Source organism: Pseudomonas sp. R15(2017), assembly GCF_002112685.1.
GTDB classification, from domain to species: Bacteria; Pseudomonadota; Gammaproteobacteria; order Pseudomonadales; family Pseudomonadaceae; genus Aquipseudomonas; species Aquipseudomonas glycinae.
Genome location: NZ_NEII01000001.1, coordinates 26998 through 44300, shown reverse-complemented (window position 1 = coordinate 44300; position 17303 = coordinate 26998). Strand labels below are relative to the sequence as shown.

General features: G+C 60.9%; 16 protein-coding genes. 7 read left to right on the top strand and 9 right to left on the bottom strand.

The features are described 5' to 3' along the window. Positions 1 to 28: 28 nt before the first annotated feature. From CAF77_RS00210 to CAF77_RS00185, 6 genes are all read right to left on the bottom strand, one after another. Positions 29 to 808 carry an N-acetylmuramoyl-L-alanine amidase gene (locus tag CAF77_RS00210; RefSeq protein WP_064379581.1) on the bottom strand — a complete coding sequence of 260 codons (780 nt, stop codon included), beginning with the start codon at positions 806 to 808 and terminating at the stop codon, positions 29 to 31. Between the two features lie 101 nt (positions 809 to 909). Beyond that, on the bottom strand, positions 910 to 3000 hold the full coding sequence (locus CAF77_RS00205) for a diguanylate cyclase (protein WP_085653903.1): 2091 nt from the start codon (positions 2998 to 3000) through the stop codon (positions 910 to 912). After that, entirely contained in the window at positions 2997 to 3875 is an 879-nt protein-coding gene (locus CAF77_RS00200) for an endonuclease/exonuclease/phosphatase family protein (protein WP_064379577.1), read from the bottom strand. Before CAF77_RS00200 ends, CAF77_RS00205 begins: the two co-directional genes overlap by 4 nt. A gap of 14 nt (positions 3876 to 3889) precedes the next feature. After that, a complete protein-coding gene (locus tag CAF77_RS00195; protein ID WP_039764866.1) occupies positions 3890 to 4531 on the bottom strand; it encodes a thiol:disulfide interchange protein DsbA/DsbL in 642 nt (213 codons plus the stop codon). Between the two features lie 200 nt (positions 4532 to 4731). Continuing rightward, the gene (locus tag CAF77_RS00190; protein ID WP_039764863.1) at positions 4732 to 5343 is read right to left on the bottom strand and encodes a cytochrome c; all 612 of its coding nucleotides are present in this window, start codon (positions 5341 to 5343) and stop codon (positions 4732 to 4734) included. Between the two features lie 32 nt (positions 5344 to 5375). After that, positions 5376 to 5681 carry a cytochrome c5 family protein gene (locus tag CAF77_RS00185; RefSeq protein ID WP_045121721.1) on the bottom strand — a complete coding sequence of 102 codons (306 nt, stop codon included), beginning with the start codon at positions 5679 to 5681 and terminating at the stop codon, positions 5376 to 5378. A gap of 191 nt (positions 5682 to 5872) precedes the next feature. Here CAF77_RS00185 and yihA point away from each other — a divergent pair, with 191 nt between their 5' ends. Then, positions 5873 to 6517 carry a ribosome biogenesis GTP-binding protein YihA/YsxC gene (gene yihA, locus CAF77_RS00180; RefSeq protein WP_011331778.1) on the top strand — a complete coding sequence of 215 codons (645 nt, stop codon included), beginning with the start codon at positions 5873 to 5875 and terminating at the stop codon, positions 6515 to 6517. A gap of 284 nt (positions 6518 to 6801) precedes the next feature. Here yihA and polA read toward each other — a convergent pair whose 3' ends face one another. Then, a complete protein-coding gene (polA, locus tag CAF77_RS00175; protein WP_085653902.1) occupies positions 6802 to 9609 on the bottom strand; it encodes a DNA polymerase I in 2808 nt (935 codons plus the stop codon). Positions 9610 to 9683: 74 nt separating this feature from the next. On the opposite strand from polA, the gene CAF77_RS00170 reads away from it, so the two are divergent. Both CAF77_RS00170 and CAF77_RS00165 read left to right on the top strand, forming a co-directional pair. Next, positions 9684 to 9980: a DUF2782 domain-containing protein gene (locus CAF77_RS00170; RefSeq protein ID WP_011331780.1), complete on the top strand. Its 297-nt coding sequence runs from the start codon at positions 9684 to 9686 to the stop codon at positions 9978 to 9980. Positions 9981 to 10041: 61 nt separating this feature from the next. Beyond that, the gene (locus CAF77_RS00165) at positions 10042 to 10995 is read left to right on the top strand and encodes a homoserine kinase (protein ID WP_064379575.1); all 954 of its coding nucleotides are present in this window, start codon (positions 10042 to 10044) and stop codon (positions 10993 to 10995) included. Positions 10996 to 11036: 41 nt separating this feature from the next. On the opposite strand, the gene CAF77_RS00160 is transcribed toward CAF77_RS00165, so the two are convergent. Further along, positions 11037 to 11966, bottom strand: a complete 930-nt coding sequence (locus tag CAF77_RS00160; RefSeq protein WP_064379574.1) for a zinc ABC transporter substrate-binding protein — start codon at positions 11964 to 11966, stop codon at positions 11037 to 11039. 57 nt (positions 11967 to 12023) lie between these two features. On the opposite strand from CAF77_RS00160, the gene zur reads away from it, so the two are divergent. The 4 genes from zur to CAF77_RS00140 are packed head-to-tail and all read left to right on the top strand — an operon-like array spanning position 12024 to position 14823. Continuing rightward, the gene (gene zur / locus CAF77_RS00155; RefSeq protein ID WP_064379572.1) at positions 12024 to 12506 is read left to right on the top strand and encodes a zinc uptake transcriptional repressor Zur; all 483 of its coding nucleotides are present in this window, start codon (positions 12024 to 12026) and stop codon (positions 12504 to 12506) included. Then, on the top strand, positions 12506 to 13291 hold the full coding sequence (znuC, locus tag CAF77_RS00150; RefSeq protein WP_064379570.1) for a zinc ABC transporter ATP-binding protein ZnuC: 786 nt from the start codon (positions 12506 to 12508) through the stop codon (positions 13289 to 13291). Before zur ends, znuC begins: the two co-directional genes overlap by 1 nt. Further along, positions 13284 to 14072 (top strand): zinc ABC transporter permease subunit ZnuB, encoded by a 789-nt coding sequence (gene znuB, locus CAF77_RS00145; RefSeq protein WP_085647186.1) that lies wholly within the window; start codon positions 13284 to 13286, stop codon positions 14070 to 14072. Before znuC ends, znuB begins: the two co-directional genes overlap by 8 nt. Positions 14073 to 14109: 37 nt before the next feature. Then, positions 14110 to 14823 (top strand): PA5502 family lipoprotein, encoded by a 714-nt coding sequence (locus tag CAF77_RS00140; protein ID WP_085653901.1) that lies wholly within the window; start codon positions 14110 to 14112, stop codon positions 14821 to 14823. A 107-nt stretch (positions 14824 to 14930) separates the two neighbouring features. Here the strand turns inward: CAF77_RS00140 and katE are convergent, their stop codons facing one another. Then, positions 14931 to 17072 carry a catalase HPII gene (gene katE / locus CAF77_RS00135; protein ID WP_085653900.1) on the bottom strand — a complete coding sequence of 714 codons (2142 nt, stop codon included), beginning with the start codon at positions 17070 to 17072 and terminating at the stop codon, positions 14931 to 14933. Positions 17073 to 17303 lie beyond the last annotated feature (231 nt).

Sequence of the window (17303 nt, the reverse complement as noted above, 5' to 3'; positions counted from 1 at the left end):
ATTCGCCCGGACCGTCGGGCGGGCGTCATTATTTTGTCTGATTCAACACCAGCAGCAACGCTGCCGTTTGCGCATCCGGCGTGCCGTCAAAGCGCGCAGGGCGGTAGTGCATCTGGAACGCTGCGAGCACATGGCGGGTTGCCACATCCAGCTCGCCGGTCTGCGGCGTCGAGTAGCCCAGGCGCGCCAGTTGGCTCTGGAACCAGGTGATGCTCGGCAGTTCGGCGTTGAATTGCGCCTGCTGACGTGCCACCGCTTGCTCGTCGGGCCAGAGCCCCAGTCCTTCGGCTGCCAGGCGTTTCCAGGGGAACAGTGGCCCCGGATCGAGCTTGCGCAGCGGGGCGATGTCGCTATGGCCGATGATGTGACGCGGGCTGATGCCCTGGCGTTTGCTGATGTCCTTGAGCAGAACGATCAGCGATTGCACCTGGGCTTCGCTGTAGGGATACCAGAGGCGACCGGTCGGAGTGTCCTTGAAACCCGGATTGACGATTTCGATGCCGATCGAGCTGGAGTTGAGCCAGGTACGACCTTGCCATTCGCTTTCGCCGGCATGCCAGGCACGCAGGTTTTCGTCCATCAGCTTATAGATGGTGGCGTTCTTGTCGTCGCCGATCAGGTAATGGCTGCTCACCTCACCATGGGTCAGCAATTGCAGTGAGCGCTCCAGCGAGGCAGAGGTGTAGTGCACGATCACAAACTGCACGCGACTGTCGTGATTGATCGAAGGATGGCTGGTGTCGAAACGCGGGCCGCTGGCACAACCGGCCAGTAAGAGCAGCGACGCGAGCAGGGTGAAAAATTTCATGGCAGAGGGCAGTACACGCAAGACGATAATGCAACAGTGTAACGTATCGCCTTGCGCTTCGACGCTTAAAGGGCTGTTTTAAACAATATGGAACAATTGCCTCAGCCCAGCTCCACCCGGTTTCGTCCTGCGTTTTTCGCCCGATAAAGCGCCTGATCGGCTCTTTTAAGCACCAAATCGCTGTGTTCTCCCGCCCGGAACGTCGCCAGACCCATGGAAACGGTGATCGTGACGCGCTCGCCCTTGAAGTGAAACGGGCAGGCCTCGATGGCAGCGCGCAGGGTTTCCAGAAGTTTGGCCCCGACCGCCGGGGAGGTGGCGGGAAGCAGAAGGACAAACTCTTCACCGCCGAAACGGGCGATGAAGTCGTTGCCACGCATACGCTTGCGCAGGACCGTGGCGATGATCTTCAACACCTTGTCGCCTGCCAGGTGCCCGTAGTTATCGTTGATCCGTTTGAAGTGATCGAGGTCGAGCATGGCCAGGCTCAGAGTATTGCCGTGTTGCTGCCACTGGGCGATTTCCTGTTCGAGTCGTTCGGTCCAGGCGGCGCGGTTGGGCAGGCCGGTAAGCGGATCGATCAGGGCTTTCTGGCGTTGTTCTTCAAGGTGTTCGCGATAGCCCAACGCTTCCTGTTCCATGTGCGCGACACGCTCGGCCAGGCTTTTCAGGCGTCCGGCGACTTCCTGTTCCCGAGCGTCGCGCTGCTTCTGGTGCTGATCCATGGTGCCGAGCAGGCCCTCGAGGTGGTTTTCCAGCACTTGCTTGAGATCATCCAGATCCGCCGCCTCCTGGACGCTGGTCTGCAAGCCGTCGACCTGTTCGCGGATCTGCGTGTCCATTGCTCTCGCGGCGGAGCTGTTGTCGGCGTGTCCTTCGCTGGCAGCCTGCAAGTTGCTCTGGAATGCTTCGAGGCGTTCATTGAGTTGCTGCAGATAGGCTTCGAACTCGTGCTGGCCGCTGTCTGTGATGGCCAGCATCAATGTCGCAAGATCGTCGAGGATCGGTAGCAGTTCGTACCAGTTAAGGCCATTTTTCAGGCGGTCGCGCATCGCCTCGGCTTGCGGGCGGTGGCGCTCCGGCAGGGTCAGGTCATCCAGCAAGCCAATCAGCGTGTCTTCAATGTGTCGGGCGACCGAGCTGTAGGACGGCTCTGGCGAGTCCGGCAGGGCATAGAGAATGTCATGCTCGGATTGTTCCGGATCGATGGCGGCCAATGCCTGGGCGATGGGTTCGGGCAGGGGCAGGCTGTCGAGGATCACGGGCGGAGGGGTATCGCCGGGTAGGATCAACTCGTCGGGGTTGATGGCCGTGGGCACTGCCGGCGCGAAAACCGGAGGAGGCGTGAAGGGTTGCAGCTTTGATTCCGGCTCGACGGGTTCTGGTTCGCCGGGAGCGCTGGGCTCTTCGGTGAGGATTCTGGCCGGCTCAAATGCGACCACCTCCGGCTCTGCAAAGTCTTCTGGGATTGGCTCTGGAGCTTTAGATGGTTCGGCCATGGGGGCGGCGATCAGCGCTGGGCTGACGGGCGCAGTGGCGACCTGTTCAGCGCTTGTAACAGGCGCTTGCGGCGCTGGCACAGCTTCATGTGTGACGGGTGGTTGCTCTGGCTGCACTGACGGGGTCACCGCAGGAGCCTGGGCCACTTGAGCAGGGGTTTCCTCGCTGTCGCGGCTGCCGAACAGGCGCTGCAACAACCCGGGACGCCCCGGTTCCGCCGGCGTCGCCAGCTGACTCAAGGCCTTGCCCTGCAGGCCGCTGAGTTCGCTGAGCAGCAGCGGCATTTCCCTTGCCTGACTCACCCGGCCGTCCAGCTGCTTGGCGAACTTCTTCAGCGGCTGGGCCACTTCTCGGGGCAGCGGCAGGGATTGCAATTGAGTAACCAGCGCAGTCAGTGCGGTGCTGACCTGTTCGATCCGGGTTTCCCGGCGTTGCTCGGAATCGAGCACGGCTTTTTCCAGGCGAGGGAGCAGGGCGGCGAGGCCGGCGTCCATGTCATCGGTGCGCACCACGTCGCGCATCTCTTTCATGCATTGATCGACCACGCGGTCGGTGCCTTCCGCCGCCAGGGTGCTGCGCACCAGGCCGCGGCGCAGCAGATCGAGCCGGGCGTCCCATCGACGTTCGAGCTTTTCCTGTTGTTCGATGCTTTTGAGGTATTTCTCTTTCCAGCGCTGGGCTTCGTCGCTCATTCAGGGGTTCCGCGAAGGGCAGTGCTCAACGCGGGCAATGCATCGGCCGTGAGCGAACCCGGCAGACGAATCTCTACCGCGACCGGCAGGTGATCGGAAATCGGTTGCGCCAGCACTTCGACCTTTTCCAGGGTCAGGGTCGGGCTGATCAGAATATGGTCCAGGCAGCGTTGGGGGCGCCAGCTGGGGAATGTCGCTTCGAGTTGCGGGGCCAGCAGGCCGAGGTCGCGCAATGGCGAGTGTTGCAGCAGATCGCTGGCGTGGGTGTTCATGTCGCCCATCAGCACCTGATGCTTGTAGCCGCCGATCAGCTCGCGGATATAGGCCAGTTGCATGCTGCGAACTCGGGCGCCGAGCGCCAGGTGCATCATCACCACCACCAGTGCCTCCGGGCCTTCGCCGAAGCGCACCAGAATCGCCCCGCGCCCCTTCGGACCCGGTAAAGGGTGGTCTTCGATCGCCCACGGCCGCAGGCGACTGAGCACGCCATTGCTGTGCTGGGCCAGTCGGCCAAGATTGCGATTGAGTTGTTGATACCAGTAGGGGAAGGCGCCGAGCTGGGCCAGGTGTTCGACCTGATTGACGTAGCCTGAACGCAGGCTGCCGCCATCGGCTTCCTGCAGGGCGACCAGATCGAAGTCGCCGAGCAGATTGCCGATCTTTTGCAGATTGCTGGAGCGCCCGGGGTGCGGCAGCAGATGCTGCCAGCTGCGGGTCAGGTAGTGCCGATAGCGCTCGGTGCTGATACCGACCTGAATATTGAAACTGAGTAGGCGCAGACGGCTGTCTGCGGGCAGGCCCGTCGATTCCAGGTGATGCTCGTTGACCTGCGGTTCATGCAGGCCAACGACGCGTTCGGCTCCCCAGCGGCGCATGGCGATTGCTGCGCTTAGTTGGCGGCTGCCTTGTTGGCCGCTCGCTCTTTGGCCACCAGTTGGTCAGCCAGTTTCAACGCCTGTTCGGCCCCGCCGGCAGAGCCGATGTCAAAACGATACTTGCCATTGACGATCATGGTTGGAACGCCGGAAATTTCATACTTCTTGGCCAGCTCGCGGGCTTTCACGATCTGACCCTTGATGGCGAACGAGTCGAAGGTGGCCAGGAACTTGTCCTTGTCCACGCCTTGAGTGGCGAGGAAGTCGGCCATGTCGTTCTTGTCGGTCAGCTTCTTGTGTTCTTTCTGGATCGCGTTGAATACGGCCGCGTGCACATTGTGCTCGACGCCCATGGCTTCCAGAGTCAGGAACATCTGGCCGTGAGCGTCCCACGGGCCACCGAACATCGCAGGAATGCGCACGAAGTTGACGTCGGACGGCAGTTTTTCAACCCACGGATTGATCACCGGCTCGAACGCGTAGCAGTGCGGGCAGCCATACCAGAACAGCTCGACCACTTCGATCTTGCCAGGCACGGCGACCGGTACCGGGTTGCTCAGCTCGACGTAAGGGGCAGCAGGGGCTTCGGCGGCCTGGGCGGTGACGCCGAACAGGCTGGCAGCGACGAGGGCGGCGCTGATGATCAGATTACGCATGCTTTACTCCTGGACAATTTTGGTCGCCTCGCGCGACCTGTTTTCAGACAGATCCTGGCGGGCATGAGTTCTGTAGTGTAACGGCAGCGGCCACAAAAAAGGGCGGCCAAAGCCACCCTTTTTATACTTCCTGCGACGGATTAATCGAGCGTTAACGTGGCAGGCGTTGGCCATTGCACGCACCGCTCGAATCGCATGTCTTAGTGCAGACCCTGAATGTAGCTGGAGACTGCCGCGATGTCTTCGTCGCTCAGCTTGCGGGCGATGGTACGCATGGTCATCGCGTCGCCGTCGTTGTTGCGGCCGGCTTCTTCCTTGCGGAAATCGGTCAGTTGCTTGGCGATGTACTGAGCGTGTTGGCCACCCAGGTGCGGGAAGCCGGCGGCTGCGTTGCCGGCACCGTTCGGCGAGTGGCAACCGGTGCAGGCTGGCAGGCCTTTCTCGAGGTTGCCGCCACGGAACAGGGCTTCACCGCGAGCGACGATCTTCGGATCGGCGGCGCCGACGCTGCCTTTCTGGCTGGCGAAGTAGGCGGCGATATCGGCCAGGTCCTGATCGCTCAGGTTGGTCAGCAGGCCGGTCATTTCCAGAACGGTGCGCTTGCCCGACTTGATGTCGTGCAATTGCTTGGTCAGGTAGCGTTCACCCTGTCCGGCCAGCTTTGGAAAGTTTGGCGCCATGCTGTTGCCATCCGGGCCATGGCAGGCGCCGCATACGGCGGCTTTTGCCTGGCCTGCGGCTGCATCACCGGCAGCATGGGCGAAGCCTGAGATTCCCACGGTCAACAGCAGACTCACGATCAGTTTGTTCATCAGCTAATCCAACTACGGCTAAGGGTTAAGAGTTATGGACCGGGCTTACTCTCGCTCATCCAGAGGATGAGGGCCTGGTAATCCTCGGCACTGCAGTCCATGCACAAACCACGCGGCGGCATCGCCTTGAAACCCTGGGTCACGTGTTGCACCAGCGTCTCCATACCTTTCGCCAACCTCGGCGTCCAAGCTTCCTGATCGCCTCTTCTGGGCGCCATGGGTAGTTGGCCGGAATGACAGGCTCCACAAACACGGTTGTACACGGCTTCCGGATCCTGTGTAGCCTGTGCGCTGTAAAGCGGCATCAAGACTCCGGCAGCCAGCAGCCATTTCGTCATAAAACGACCTTTTCAGGGTTGAGAGCGTTCTGCGTTCTAATGCGCAATCAAGGTCTGTCGCTCTCGTGAACTTCATCCTTCGCTGGGACAAAGCACACACAAAATCTGCGGCATTATATACTGGCGTCACTGAAACGGAAGCGACACCGCGTTCCGCGCCCAATCCCGGCGCCGCCCACATCGGAAATCCCATGCAACTCAAGAATCCCATCCTCGGCCTGTGCCAACAGTCCACGTTCATGCTCAGTGCCGCCAAAGTCGATCAGTGCCCCGACGACGAAGGCTTCGAAGTGGCGTTCGCCGGTCGTTCCAACGCCGGTAAATCCAGTGCGTTGAACACTCTGACTCACGCCAGCCTGGCGCGCACCTCGAAAACCCCGGGTCGCACACAGCTGTTGAACTTCTTCAAGCTAGACGATGAACGGCGTCTGGTCGACCTCCCGGGCTACGGTTATGCAAAAGTACCGATCCCGCTGAAGCAGCACTGGCAGCGTCACCTCGAGGCTTACCTCGGTGGCCGCGAGAGTTTGAAGGGTTTGATTCTGATGATGGACATCCGTCATCCAATGACCGACTTCGACCTGCTGATGCTCGATTGGGCCGTTGCCGCCGGCATGCCGATGCACATCCTGCTGACCAAGGCCGACAAACTGACCTACGGCGCAGCCAAGAACACGCTGCTCAAGGTGCAGTCGGAAATCCGTAAGGGTTGGGGCGATCAGGTAACGATCCAGCTGTTCTCCGCCCCGAAACGCATGGGCCTGGAAGAGGCCTACACTGTGTTGGCGGGCTGGATGGAACTGGCAGACAAAGGCGCTGAATTGCCTGCTGAGTAAATCGCAGGCAAAAAAAGCCCCGGACTTCATATGGGGAGGGAGAAGTTCCGGGGTTCAAGTTCCGAACCGCTAGGGCGGGGTTCAGATATCTGCCAACACTTAACACAACATAGGAGCATCGAAGGGCTTCACCAGCCATTCAGTATCTCTGAGTACCCTGGCGCAAGATTAGTTCAGATTCTTTTCAAAAAACTTTGGAATAATCTCAAGAACAATCCGACCTAAGCCCCACTCGATGCCTTTGCCGCGACGCACTGTCGCGGCAAAATCCCGTCCCAGAGGCCTCAGTGTGCCTCGTCCCAGTTGTTGCCAACTCCCACTTCCACCAGCAACGGCACGTCCAGTTTTGCCGCTTCGCTCATGTGCACGCGAATTTCTTCGCGAACCTGATCGACCAGATCCTCGCGGACCTCCAGCACCAGTTCGTCATGCACCTGCAGGATGACTTTGGCGTCCAGCCCGGAAGCGCACAGCCAGTTATCCACTGCCACCATGGCTTTCTTGATGATGTCCGCTGCAGTGCCCTGCATCGGCGCGTTGATTGCCGTGCGTTCGGCGGCCGCGCGTTCCTGCGACTTGTTGGAGTTGATGTCCGGCAGATACAGGCGACGACCGAAGATCGTTTCCACGAAGCCCTGATCGGCTGCCTGAGCGCGGGTGCGATCCATGTACTCGCGAACGCCCGGGTAGCGCGCGAAGTAGGTGTCGATGTAGGCCTTGGCGGTCTTGGTATCGACGCCGATGTCCTTGCCCAGTTTCTGCGCGCCCATGCCGTAGATCAGACCGAAGTTGATCGCCTTGGCGCCCCGGCGCTGGTCGGACGTCACTTCATTCAGCTCGACCTTGAACACTTCGGCCGCCGTGGCGGTGTGCACGTCCAGGTTATTGCGGAAAGCATTCATCAGGCCTTCGTCGCGGGACAGGTGGGCCATGATCCGCAGTTCGATCTGCGAGTAGTCCGCTGCCAGCAGTTTGTAACCTTTCGGCGCAACGAACGCCTGACGGATGCGTCGGCCTTCGGCGGTGCGCACCGGGATGTTCTGCAGGTTCGGATCGCTCGACGACAAGCGACCGGTCGACGCAACGGCCTGATGGTACGAAGTGTGAATACGCCCGGTACGCGGGTTGATCTGCTCCGGCAGGCGATCGGTGTAGGTGCTCTTCAGCTTGCTCATGGAACGGTGTTCCATCAGCACTTTCGGCAAGCGGTGGTCGTCTTCGGCCAGTTTCGCCAGCACTTCTTCGGCGGTGGATGGCTGGCCCTTGGCGGTCTTCTTCAACACCGGCAGGCCAAGTTTTTCGTAGAGGATCACGCCCAGTTGCTTTGGCGAGCCGAGGTTGAATTCTTCACCGGCAATCTCGAAGGCTTCACGCTCCAGCGCGACCATTTTGTTGCCCAGCTCAATGCTTTGGATACCGAGCAGGTCAGCGTCGACGAACGCGCCCTGGCGCTCAATGCGCGCCAGTACCGGCACCAGCGGGATCTCAATGTCGGTCAGCACGCTGGCCAGGCTCGGGATGGCGCTGAGTTTTTCGAACAGGGTCTGGTGCAGGCGCAGGGTCACGTCGGCATCTTCGGCGGCATACGGCCCGGCCTGTTCCAGAGCGATCTGGTCGAAGGTCAGTTGCTTGGCGCCTTTGCCGGCGATGTCCTGGAAGCTCACGGTGGTGTGATTCAGGTACTTTTGCGCCAGGCTGTCCATGTCGTGACGGGTGGCGGTGGAGTTGAGCACATAGGACTCAAGCATCGTGTCGAAGGCAATCCCGCGCACGGTGATGCCTTCGTTCTGATCGCCACCGATGGCGCAGTTGGCCAGGATGTTCATGTCGAACTTGGCGTGCTGGCCGACCTTGAGCTTGTTCGGGTCTTCAAGGATCGGCTTGAGTGCGCGCAGCACAGTGTCGCGATCCAGCTGCTCCGGCACGCCGATGTAGGAGTGGGTCAGCGGGATGTAGGCCGCTTCGTTGGCCTGCACCGCGAAGGACAAGCCGACCAGTTGCGCCTGCTGCGCGTCGATGCCGGTGGTTTCGGTGTCGAAGGCGAACAGTTTGGCGTTCTTCAGCTTTTCCAGCCAAACGTCGAATCGCGCCTGATCGAGGATGGTTTCGTACGCGGCTTCAGCCGCAGCGGCGGGCGCTTCCTCTTCGGCAGGCGCGCTGAACAGATCACCGGCCGGCGCAGGCTCGGCGGCCGCGCTCAGTTCCTGGCGCTTGGCATCGCGATCCAGGTCATTCAGCCAACTCTTGAATTCCAGCAGGGTGTACAACTCGTAAAGTTTGGCCGGATCTTCCGGACCCATTTGCAGGTCGTCGAGGCCGATATCCAGCGGCACGTCGACCTTGATGGTCGCCAGTTGATAGGAGAGGAACGCCATCTCCTTGTGCTCTTCGAGCTTGGCCGGCAGGGTCTTGGCGCCGCGGATCGGCAGGGTCGGCACGATGTCGAGCTGCGCATACAGCTCGGTCAGGCCGCCGTTGACCCCCACCAGCAGGCCGGACGCGGTTTTCGGGCCGATGCCGGGAACGCCGGGGATATTGTCCGAAGAATCGCCCATCAGGGCCAGATAATCGATGATCTGCTCCGGAGCGACGCCGAATTTCTCCTTCACGCCCTCCACATCCATCGAACTACCGGACATGGTGTTGACCAAGGTAATGTGGCCATCTACCAGTTGCGCCATGTCCTTGTCGCCGGTGGAGATGATTACCGGGCGATCGGCGGCCGCGCTGCTGCGGGCCAGGGTGCCGATCACGTCGTCGGCCTCGACGCCTTCGACGCAAAGCAGCGGGAAACCGAGGGCGATCACGCTCTGATGCAGCGGTTCGATCTGCACGCGCATGTCGTCAGGCATGCTTGGGCGGTTGGCCTTGTATTCGGCGTACATCTCATCGCGAAATGTCCCACCCTTGGCGTCGAACACTACCGCGAACGGGCTGTCCGGATACTGCTTGCGCAGGCTCTTGAGCATGTTCAGCACGCCTTTGACCGCACCGGTCGGCAGGCCTTTGGAGGTGGTCAGCGGTGGCAGCGCGTGAAAGGCGCGGTACAGGTAAGACGAACCGTCCACCAGGACGAGGGGGGCTTGGCTCATGAGCAGAATCAACCTTTTCGGCGGGCCCGGCGCTAGAATAGCGGGACCGTTGACGACAAAGGGACAAGGTTATCATGCGTACGTTAAATCGCTTGCTGCTGGTCAGTCTGATTGCTGTCTCACCGCTGGCCGCGATCGCGGCGGATGATGCGCCATCGTCGGAGCCGGAAGTTACCATTAGCACGCACACGGAAGGCGACAAGGTCATTCAGGAATACAGCCGGAGTGGATTCGTGTATGCGATCAAGGTCACACCGAAGGGCGGCAAACCCTATTTCCTGGTGCGCGCCGATGGTACGGACGCGAACTACATCCGGTCCGACCAGCCGGATATGCTGATTCCGTCGTGGGAAATCTTTACCTGGAAGTAAGTTTCCTGACTTTTAATCGGCGCCGTTTGATGGCGGCGCCAGAACTGAGCAGTTTTTAACCATGTCTGTGTTCACCCCCCTGGCTCGGCCCGAGCTGGAAACCTTTCTCGCCCCGTACGGGCTCGGCCGTCTGCTCGATTTCCAGGGGATCGCCGCCGGCAGTGAAAACACCAACTTCTTCATCAGCATGGAAAAGGGCGAGTTCGTCCTGACCCTGGTCGAGCGCGGCCCGGTGCAGGAAATGCCGTTTTTCATCGACCTGCTCGATGTCCTGCACGAAGCCGATCTGCCCGTGCCCTACGCACTGCGCACCACCGACGGCGTGGCCCTGCGCGAGCTGAAAGGCAAACCGGCGCTGCTGCAACCGCGCCTGGCCGGCAAGCACATCAAGCAGGCCAACGCCCAGCATTGCGCGCAGGTCGGTGACTTGCAGGCGCACCTGCACCTGGCGACCCAGGGCGACAACATGATCAAGCGCAAGACTGATCGTGGCCTGGACTGGATGCTGGAAGAGGGCACGCAGTTCCTTTCGCACCTTAGCGAGAAGCCGCGCGCGTTGCTGCAAAAGTCTCTGGATGAAATCACCCAACAGAAAGAGAAAATTCTCGCGCTGCCTCGGGCAAACATCCACGCGGACCTGTTCCGCGACAACGCGATGTTCGAAGGCACGCACCTGACCGGGTTGATCGACTTCTACAACGCCTGCTCCGGGCCGATGCTCTATGACGTGGCGATTGCCCTGAACGATTGGTGTTCCGATGACGACGGCCTGATTGACGGCCCGCGTGCTCGGGCCTTCCTCGGTGCATATGCGGCACTGCGCCCATTCACGGCGGCCGAGGCCGAGCTGTGGCCGACCATGCTGCGAGTGGCGTGCGTTCGGTTCTGGCTGTCGCGTTTGATAGCGGCGGAATCGTTCGCCGGGCAGGACGTGCTGATTCACGATCCGAAAGAGTTCGAGCAGCGGCTGGCGCAGCGTCAGACGGTCAGTACACCGCTACCTTTCGCCCTGTAAAAGAAAAAACCGCAGCCTGTGCAGGCTGCGGTTTTTTTGTATCAGAGCGATTCGAGACAACCCGCCAGATCATTCCCCAGCTTCTCCAGCACTTGCTCATAACCCTGAGCCGTCGCAGGCGTGTATCCGCCCAATGCATCCAGTTCTGCCAGCTTCACCGGCAGGCCTGCCACCAGGGTCTCGGCCAGACGTGGACGCAGCGGCGGCTCACTGAACACGCAGGTCTTGCCGACTTCCTGCAACCGCGCGCGCATCGCCGCCACATGCTGGGCGCCGGGTTGCACTTCTGCTGCAACGCTGAACACGCCGGTGTGTTTCAAGCCGTAAGCCTCTTCGAAGTAGTCGAAGGCTTCGTGGAAGACGAAGTAGGGTTTGCCTTCAACACTGGCCAAGCGTTTCTTCAAACGCTGATCCAGTGCATCCAGACGCTCGTCGAACGCTTTGGCGTTACTCTGATAACGCTCGGCGTTGGCCGGGTCTGCAGCGCTCAAGTCGGCGGCCATTTTGTCGGCAATAACCCGCGCGTTCACCGGCGATAGCCACAAATGCGCATCGAGGCTGCCCGGGCGATGGTCGTGATCGTGTTCGTCGGCTTCTTCGGCATGGGAATGACTGTCCGCGGCGAAGCGGCGCAGTTTCATGCCCGGCAGGTCCTGTACCGCAACGCTCGGCAGCGTACGACCGTTCAGCACGCGAGGCAAAAAACCTTCCATGTCCGGGCCGATCCAGTACAGCAGGTCCACCGATTGCACCTTGCGTACGTCGGACGGACGCAACGCGTAGTTATGCGGCGAAGCGCCCGGTGGCAGCAGCACTTCCGGAATCGCCACGCCGTCCTGCACCGCAGCGGCAATCAGTTGCAGGGGCTTGATGCTGGTGAGGACTCTGACCTCGGCCTGAGCCGGACCGATCAGCAGAAAACCGGTGATGAATACGACAAAAACAGAAAAAAGTCGGGACACGATGACCACTCAATGAGGCGAGAACGGGTAACATAATAACGTCTCTAACCAAACTCGTCGCCGCTCATGCCTATTACACCGATTGCCAGCCGTCCCCACGACCATTCGCACTGCGTTCACAGCGCGCTGTCCGAGGCCGATGCCCTGTGTGCACAGAAAGGCTTGCGCCTGACCGCGTTGCGCCGGCGCGTGCTGGAACTGGTCTGGCAGAGCCACAAGCCGCTGGGTGCCTACGACATTCTGGCGGTACTCAGTGAGCAGGACGGCCGCCGCGCCGCGCCGCCAACCGTGTACCGGGCGCTGGATTTCCTGCTGGAAAACGGCCTGGTGCACCGCATCTCCTCGCTCAACGCCTTCGTCGGCTGCGTTCACCCGAAACATTCGCACCAGGGCCAGTTCCTGATCTGCCGTGAATGCCACGCCGCCATCGAACTTGAGCAAAAAACCATCAGCGACGCCATCGTCCACAGCGCCAGGGATGTCGGCTTTATCGTCGAGGCCCAGACCGTCGAAGTGGTTGGTCTCTGCTCCGGTTGCCGGGGGGCTTGATGAGCGATGCGCTGATCCGTCTGGAGCAGGTGGCGGTCCGGTTTGCCGGGCAGAACGTGCTGGACAACATTCACCTGAGCGTCGAGCCGGGGCAGATCGTCACCCTGATCGGCCCCAACGGCGCCGGCAAGACCACGCTGGTGCGCGCCGTGCTCGGGCTGCTGAAGCCCGACAGCGGCAGCGTATGGCGCAAGCCGAAACTGCGCGTCGGCTACATGCCGCAAAAACTTCATGTCGATCCGACCTTGCCACTGTCGGTGCTGCGCTTCCTGCGGCTGGTGCCGGGCGTCGATCGCCCGCGTGCGCTGGCGGCACTCAAGGAAGTCGGCGCCGAGCACGTCATAGATAGCCCGGTGCAAAGCGTTTCCGGCGGCGAGATGCAGCGCGTGCTGCTGGCCCGTGCCTTGTTGCGCGAGCCGGAGCTGCTGGTGCTCGACGAGCCGGTGCAAGGCGTCGATGTCGCCGGGCAAGCCGAGCTGTACAGCCTGATCACCCGTCTGCGCGACCGTCACGGTTGCGGCGTGTTGATGGTGTCCCACGATCTGCATCTGGTGATGAGCACCACCGATCAGGTGGTGTGCCTCAACCGTCACGTCTGCTGCTCCGGGCATCCCGAGCAGGTCAGCGGCGATCCGGCGTTTGTCGAGCTGTTCGGCAACAACGCGCCGAGCCTGGCGATCTATCACCACCATCATGACCACGCCCACGACCTGCACGGTTCGGTGGTCAAAGGGCCTGTGACAGGCCAACCTCACGTTCACGGAGATAGCTGCAAGCATGGCTGATTTTCTGTTCTACGCCCTGCTTGCAGGTCTGGCGCTGGCGGTGGTCGCGGGGCCGCTGGGCTCGTTCGTGGTCTGGCGGCGCATGGCCTATTTCGGCGATACGCTGTCCCACGCCGCATTGCTCGGCGTTGCGTTGGGCTTTTTGCTGGATGTCAGCCCGACCGTGGCGGTGACCGTGGGCTGCCTGCTGCTGGCGGTGTTGCTGGTGACCTTGCAGCAGCGTCAGCCACTGGCGTCCGACACGCTTCTGGGAATTCTCGCACCGAGCACGCTCTCTCTCGGGCTGGTGGTACTAAGCTTCATGCATGAAGTGCGGATCGACCTGATGGCCTATCTGTTTGGTGATCTGTTGGCGATCAGCCCGACCGATCTGGCGTGGATCCTCGGTGGCAGCGCAGCCGTGCTGGTGTTGCTGGTGACGCTATGGCGCCCATTGCTGGCGATCACCGTGCACGAAGAGTTGGCCAGGGTCGAAGGCCTGCCGGTGGCCGGTTTGCGCATGGCGCTGATGCTGTTGATCGCGGTGGTGATCGCAGTGGCGATGAAAATCGTCGGTGTATTGCTGATTACTTCGCTGTTGATCATTCCGGCGGCTGCGGCACAGCGTCACGCCCGTTCTCCGGAGCAGATGGCACTGGGCGCGAGCGTGCTGGGCATGCTCGCCGTGTGTGGCGGGCTGGCGTTGTCGTGGTTCAAGGACACCCCGGCCGGTCCGTCAATCGTTGTGACGGCCGCCGCACTGTTTCTGCTGAGTTTTGTTCTGCCCCGTCGAGGGGTGTAGACTTGCTCGTTTTTTGCGCAAATAGAGAGTCGCAGGAATGAAGCCGTTCGCCTCCCGTTATCTGCTCCTTGTGGCCTTTTCAGTGCTGCTGGGCGCCTGCCAAAGCACGCCGCCGGTGGCCGAAGTCCCCGATGCGCGGGCCACGGCCATCGCACAGCTGGAGCAAAGCCTGGCCAGCAGCGAACTGGCCACTGCCGAAGACCAATTGGCAGCCTTGCAGGCCGAAACACCCAACGATCAATCCCTTGAGCAATACCAGCGCCAGTTGGCCGAAGCCTATCTGCGCCGCAGCCAGATCGTCCTGCAAAAGGGCGATGTCAATGCGGCCGCGACCGCGCTGGCCCGTGCCCGTGTGCTGATGCCCAAGGCCCCGGCACTGACCGGTGGCGTCAACGGCGCGATCACTGAAGCGCGCAAGGCCGAGCTGGAGAAAGCCGAAGCGGCGCTGCAAGCCGCTGAAGCCAAGCCGAAAGCCAAGGTAATCGATCCGACCGCCGAGAGCACCACGGTCGCGCTGAACATCACCGATAGCCGCAAACTTCGCCGCCAACTGGATGCGATCGCCGCCGATGTGGTGAATTACGACTGTGCGGTGAGCATTCAGGCTCCACGCACCAATGATTACCCGTGGCTGGCGACGTTGATCACCAAGCGCGTGAAGAAGCTTGATCCGGATTTCGATCTGAAGATCGAGAAACAGATTCTGCGCACGGTACCGGCGCAGATGGTTCTGAGCCCGCGCAAACTTTAAAAAGCATTGTCGGAACGCCGCCCGGAGCAAGCCCGCTCTACAGGTACAGTGCAGTCCTGTGGGAGCGGGCTTGCCCGCGAAGGCGTCCTGTCAGTCAACCAACATCCTTAAGCGGGAATGGCCTTGGCCTTAGGCTCCCGATCCCATACCCGATGCTGCCCGATCGCAGCAAAGAATGGCTTGGTCAGCGCGCCAACATCCTTGCCCTCCAGCAACCCGGCATCCGTTTCCAGCTTCAACACGTCCAGCAACTGCTTGGCCTCACCCTGCAGCGCAATCGCCTTCAGGTGCTTGTATGCCTCCAGCAGGTAATGCAACGCCACGCCGTCACCGCTCAACGTCTTGACCGACGCCGCGCCACCCGGCACGAATACCGCATCGAACGCCACAGAAGGCAAACCTTCCATCGACGCATCCACCGCCAGGCTTTTGCCATCGGCGGTTTTCACCGGCGCCGAGGTCGGGCCGAGCAGTTTGGCGTGCGCACCCTCTGCCGCCAGCGCCTTCTTCATCGCATCAATTGCCGCACCATCGACACCATTGGCCGCAAGGATCGCGACTTTTCGTGTCTTGATGTTCTCTGGCAACAGGTTGGCCTGACTCAACGATGGAGAGCGATCCAGTGATGTTTTCGGTACGTCGACGGTGCCTTTGCCTGGCGCTGGCAGACCCAGGTTGGCCGCCACGCGTTTGGCCAGCTCCAGATCGATGTTGGCGAGAATCTCGTTCACTTGCCGCGCCCGGATGAACTCACGCTCAACCTTGCCCAGTTCGAAACTGTAGGCGGCGATGATGTGCTCTTTCTCGTGCGCGCTCATGCTGTTGAAGAACAACCGCGCCTGGGAGAAGTGGTCGCTGAACGACTCGCTGCGCTGGCGGATCTTGTTGGCATCGATGCGCTCCGGATAGCTTTCGAACCCGCCGTCCTGCGCCGCCGGTGGGGTTTCCTTCGGCCAGCCGCCATCGATGGAATTGGGTTCATACGAAGCGCGGCCCTTGTCGATCACCGTACGGTGCTGGGCGTCGCGCTGGCCGTTGTGGAACGGTGCGACCGGGCGATTGATCGGCAACTCATGAAAGTTCGGCCCGCCGAGTCGGCTGATCTGCGTGTCGGTGTAGGAAAACAGCCGGCCTTGCAGCAGTGGGTCATTGGAGAAGTCGATGCCCGGTACGATATGCCCGGGGCAAAACGCGACCTGCTCGGTTTCGGCGAAGAAGTTGTCCGGGTTGCGGTTGAGGGTCATCTTGCCCAATGGCGTGATCGGGACGATTTCCTCGGGAATCAGTTTGGTCGGGTCGAGGATGTCAAAATCGAAGTCGTGTTCGTTTTCCTCTTCGATGACCTGAACGCCGAGTTCCCATTCCGGGTAGTCGCCCATTTCGATGGCTTCCCAGAGATCGCGCCGATGGTAGTCGGTGTCTTTGCCCGCAAGTTTTTGCGCCTCGTCCCACACCAAAGAACAGGTGCCGGCGGTAGGGCGCCAGTGGAATTTGACGAAGCGCGATTTGCCCTCGGCATTGATCAGCCGGAAGGTGTGCACGCCGAAGCCCTGCATGCTGCGCAGGCTTTTCGGGATCGCCCGGTCGGACATGGCCCAGATAACCATGTGCGCCGATTCCGGCACCAAGGACACGAAGTCCCAGAAGGTGTCGTGGGCCGAGCCGCCGGTGGGGATCTCGTTATGCGGTTCGGGTTTTACCGCGTGGACGAAGTCAGGAAACTTGATCGCGTCCTGAATGAAGAACACCGGCATGTTATTGCCGACCAGATCGAAGTTGCCTTCGTCGGTGAAGAACTTCACGGCAAAACCACGCACGTCACGCACGGTGTCGCCGGAACCACGCGGCCCTTGCACTGTGGAAAAACGCACGAACACCGGGGTTTTCTTCCCCGGATCCTGCAGGAAACCGGCCTTGGTCAGCGTCGAATGGTTCTCGTAGCTCTGAAAGAAACCATGGGCGCCGGTGCCGCGGGCGTGGACGATGCGCTCGGGAATCCGTTCATGGTCAAAGTGCGTGATCTTTTCACGCATGATGAAGTCTTCCAAAAGCGACGGCCCGCGAGCTCCGGCCTTGAGGGTGTTCTGATTATCAGCAATTTTCACGCCCTGGTTGGTGCGCAGGGCCTGACCGGTAGCGTCGGAGCGAAACTTCTCCAGGCTGTCGAGTTTGGCATTGGTGTTGGCGCGATCCGGGGTATCGGTGCCGGCCAGTTGGCTTTTGTCATTGGCAGGTTTCTTGGTACTCATCAGTCATGAACTCCTGTTTGTCCCGGGATTGCCCCGGAACGCTTGAGTGTTTCCCAGGCACGGCACCCAGGGTTTTCAAGTCGCTTAATTAGTGACTGATGAGGGTTTCGGGCGTTCCTTTTTTATGACCTTTGATCCTGTTATTGCCAAATCGAAGGTTATTCGCGAAATAAATGCTAAGAACCTCTATACGGACAGGCTAAAATGCGCGCCCGGCTAACCGCTGATCCT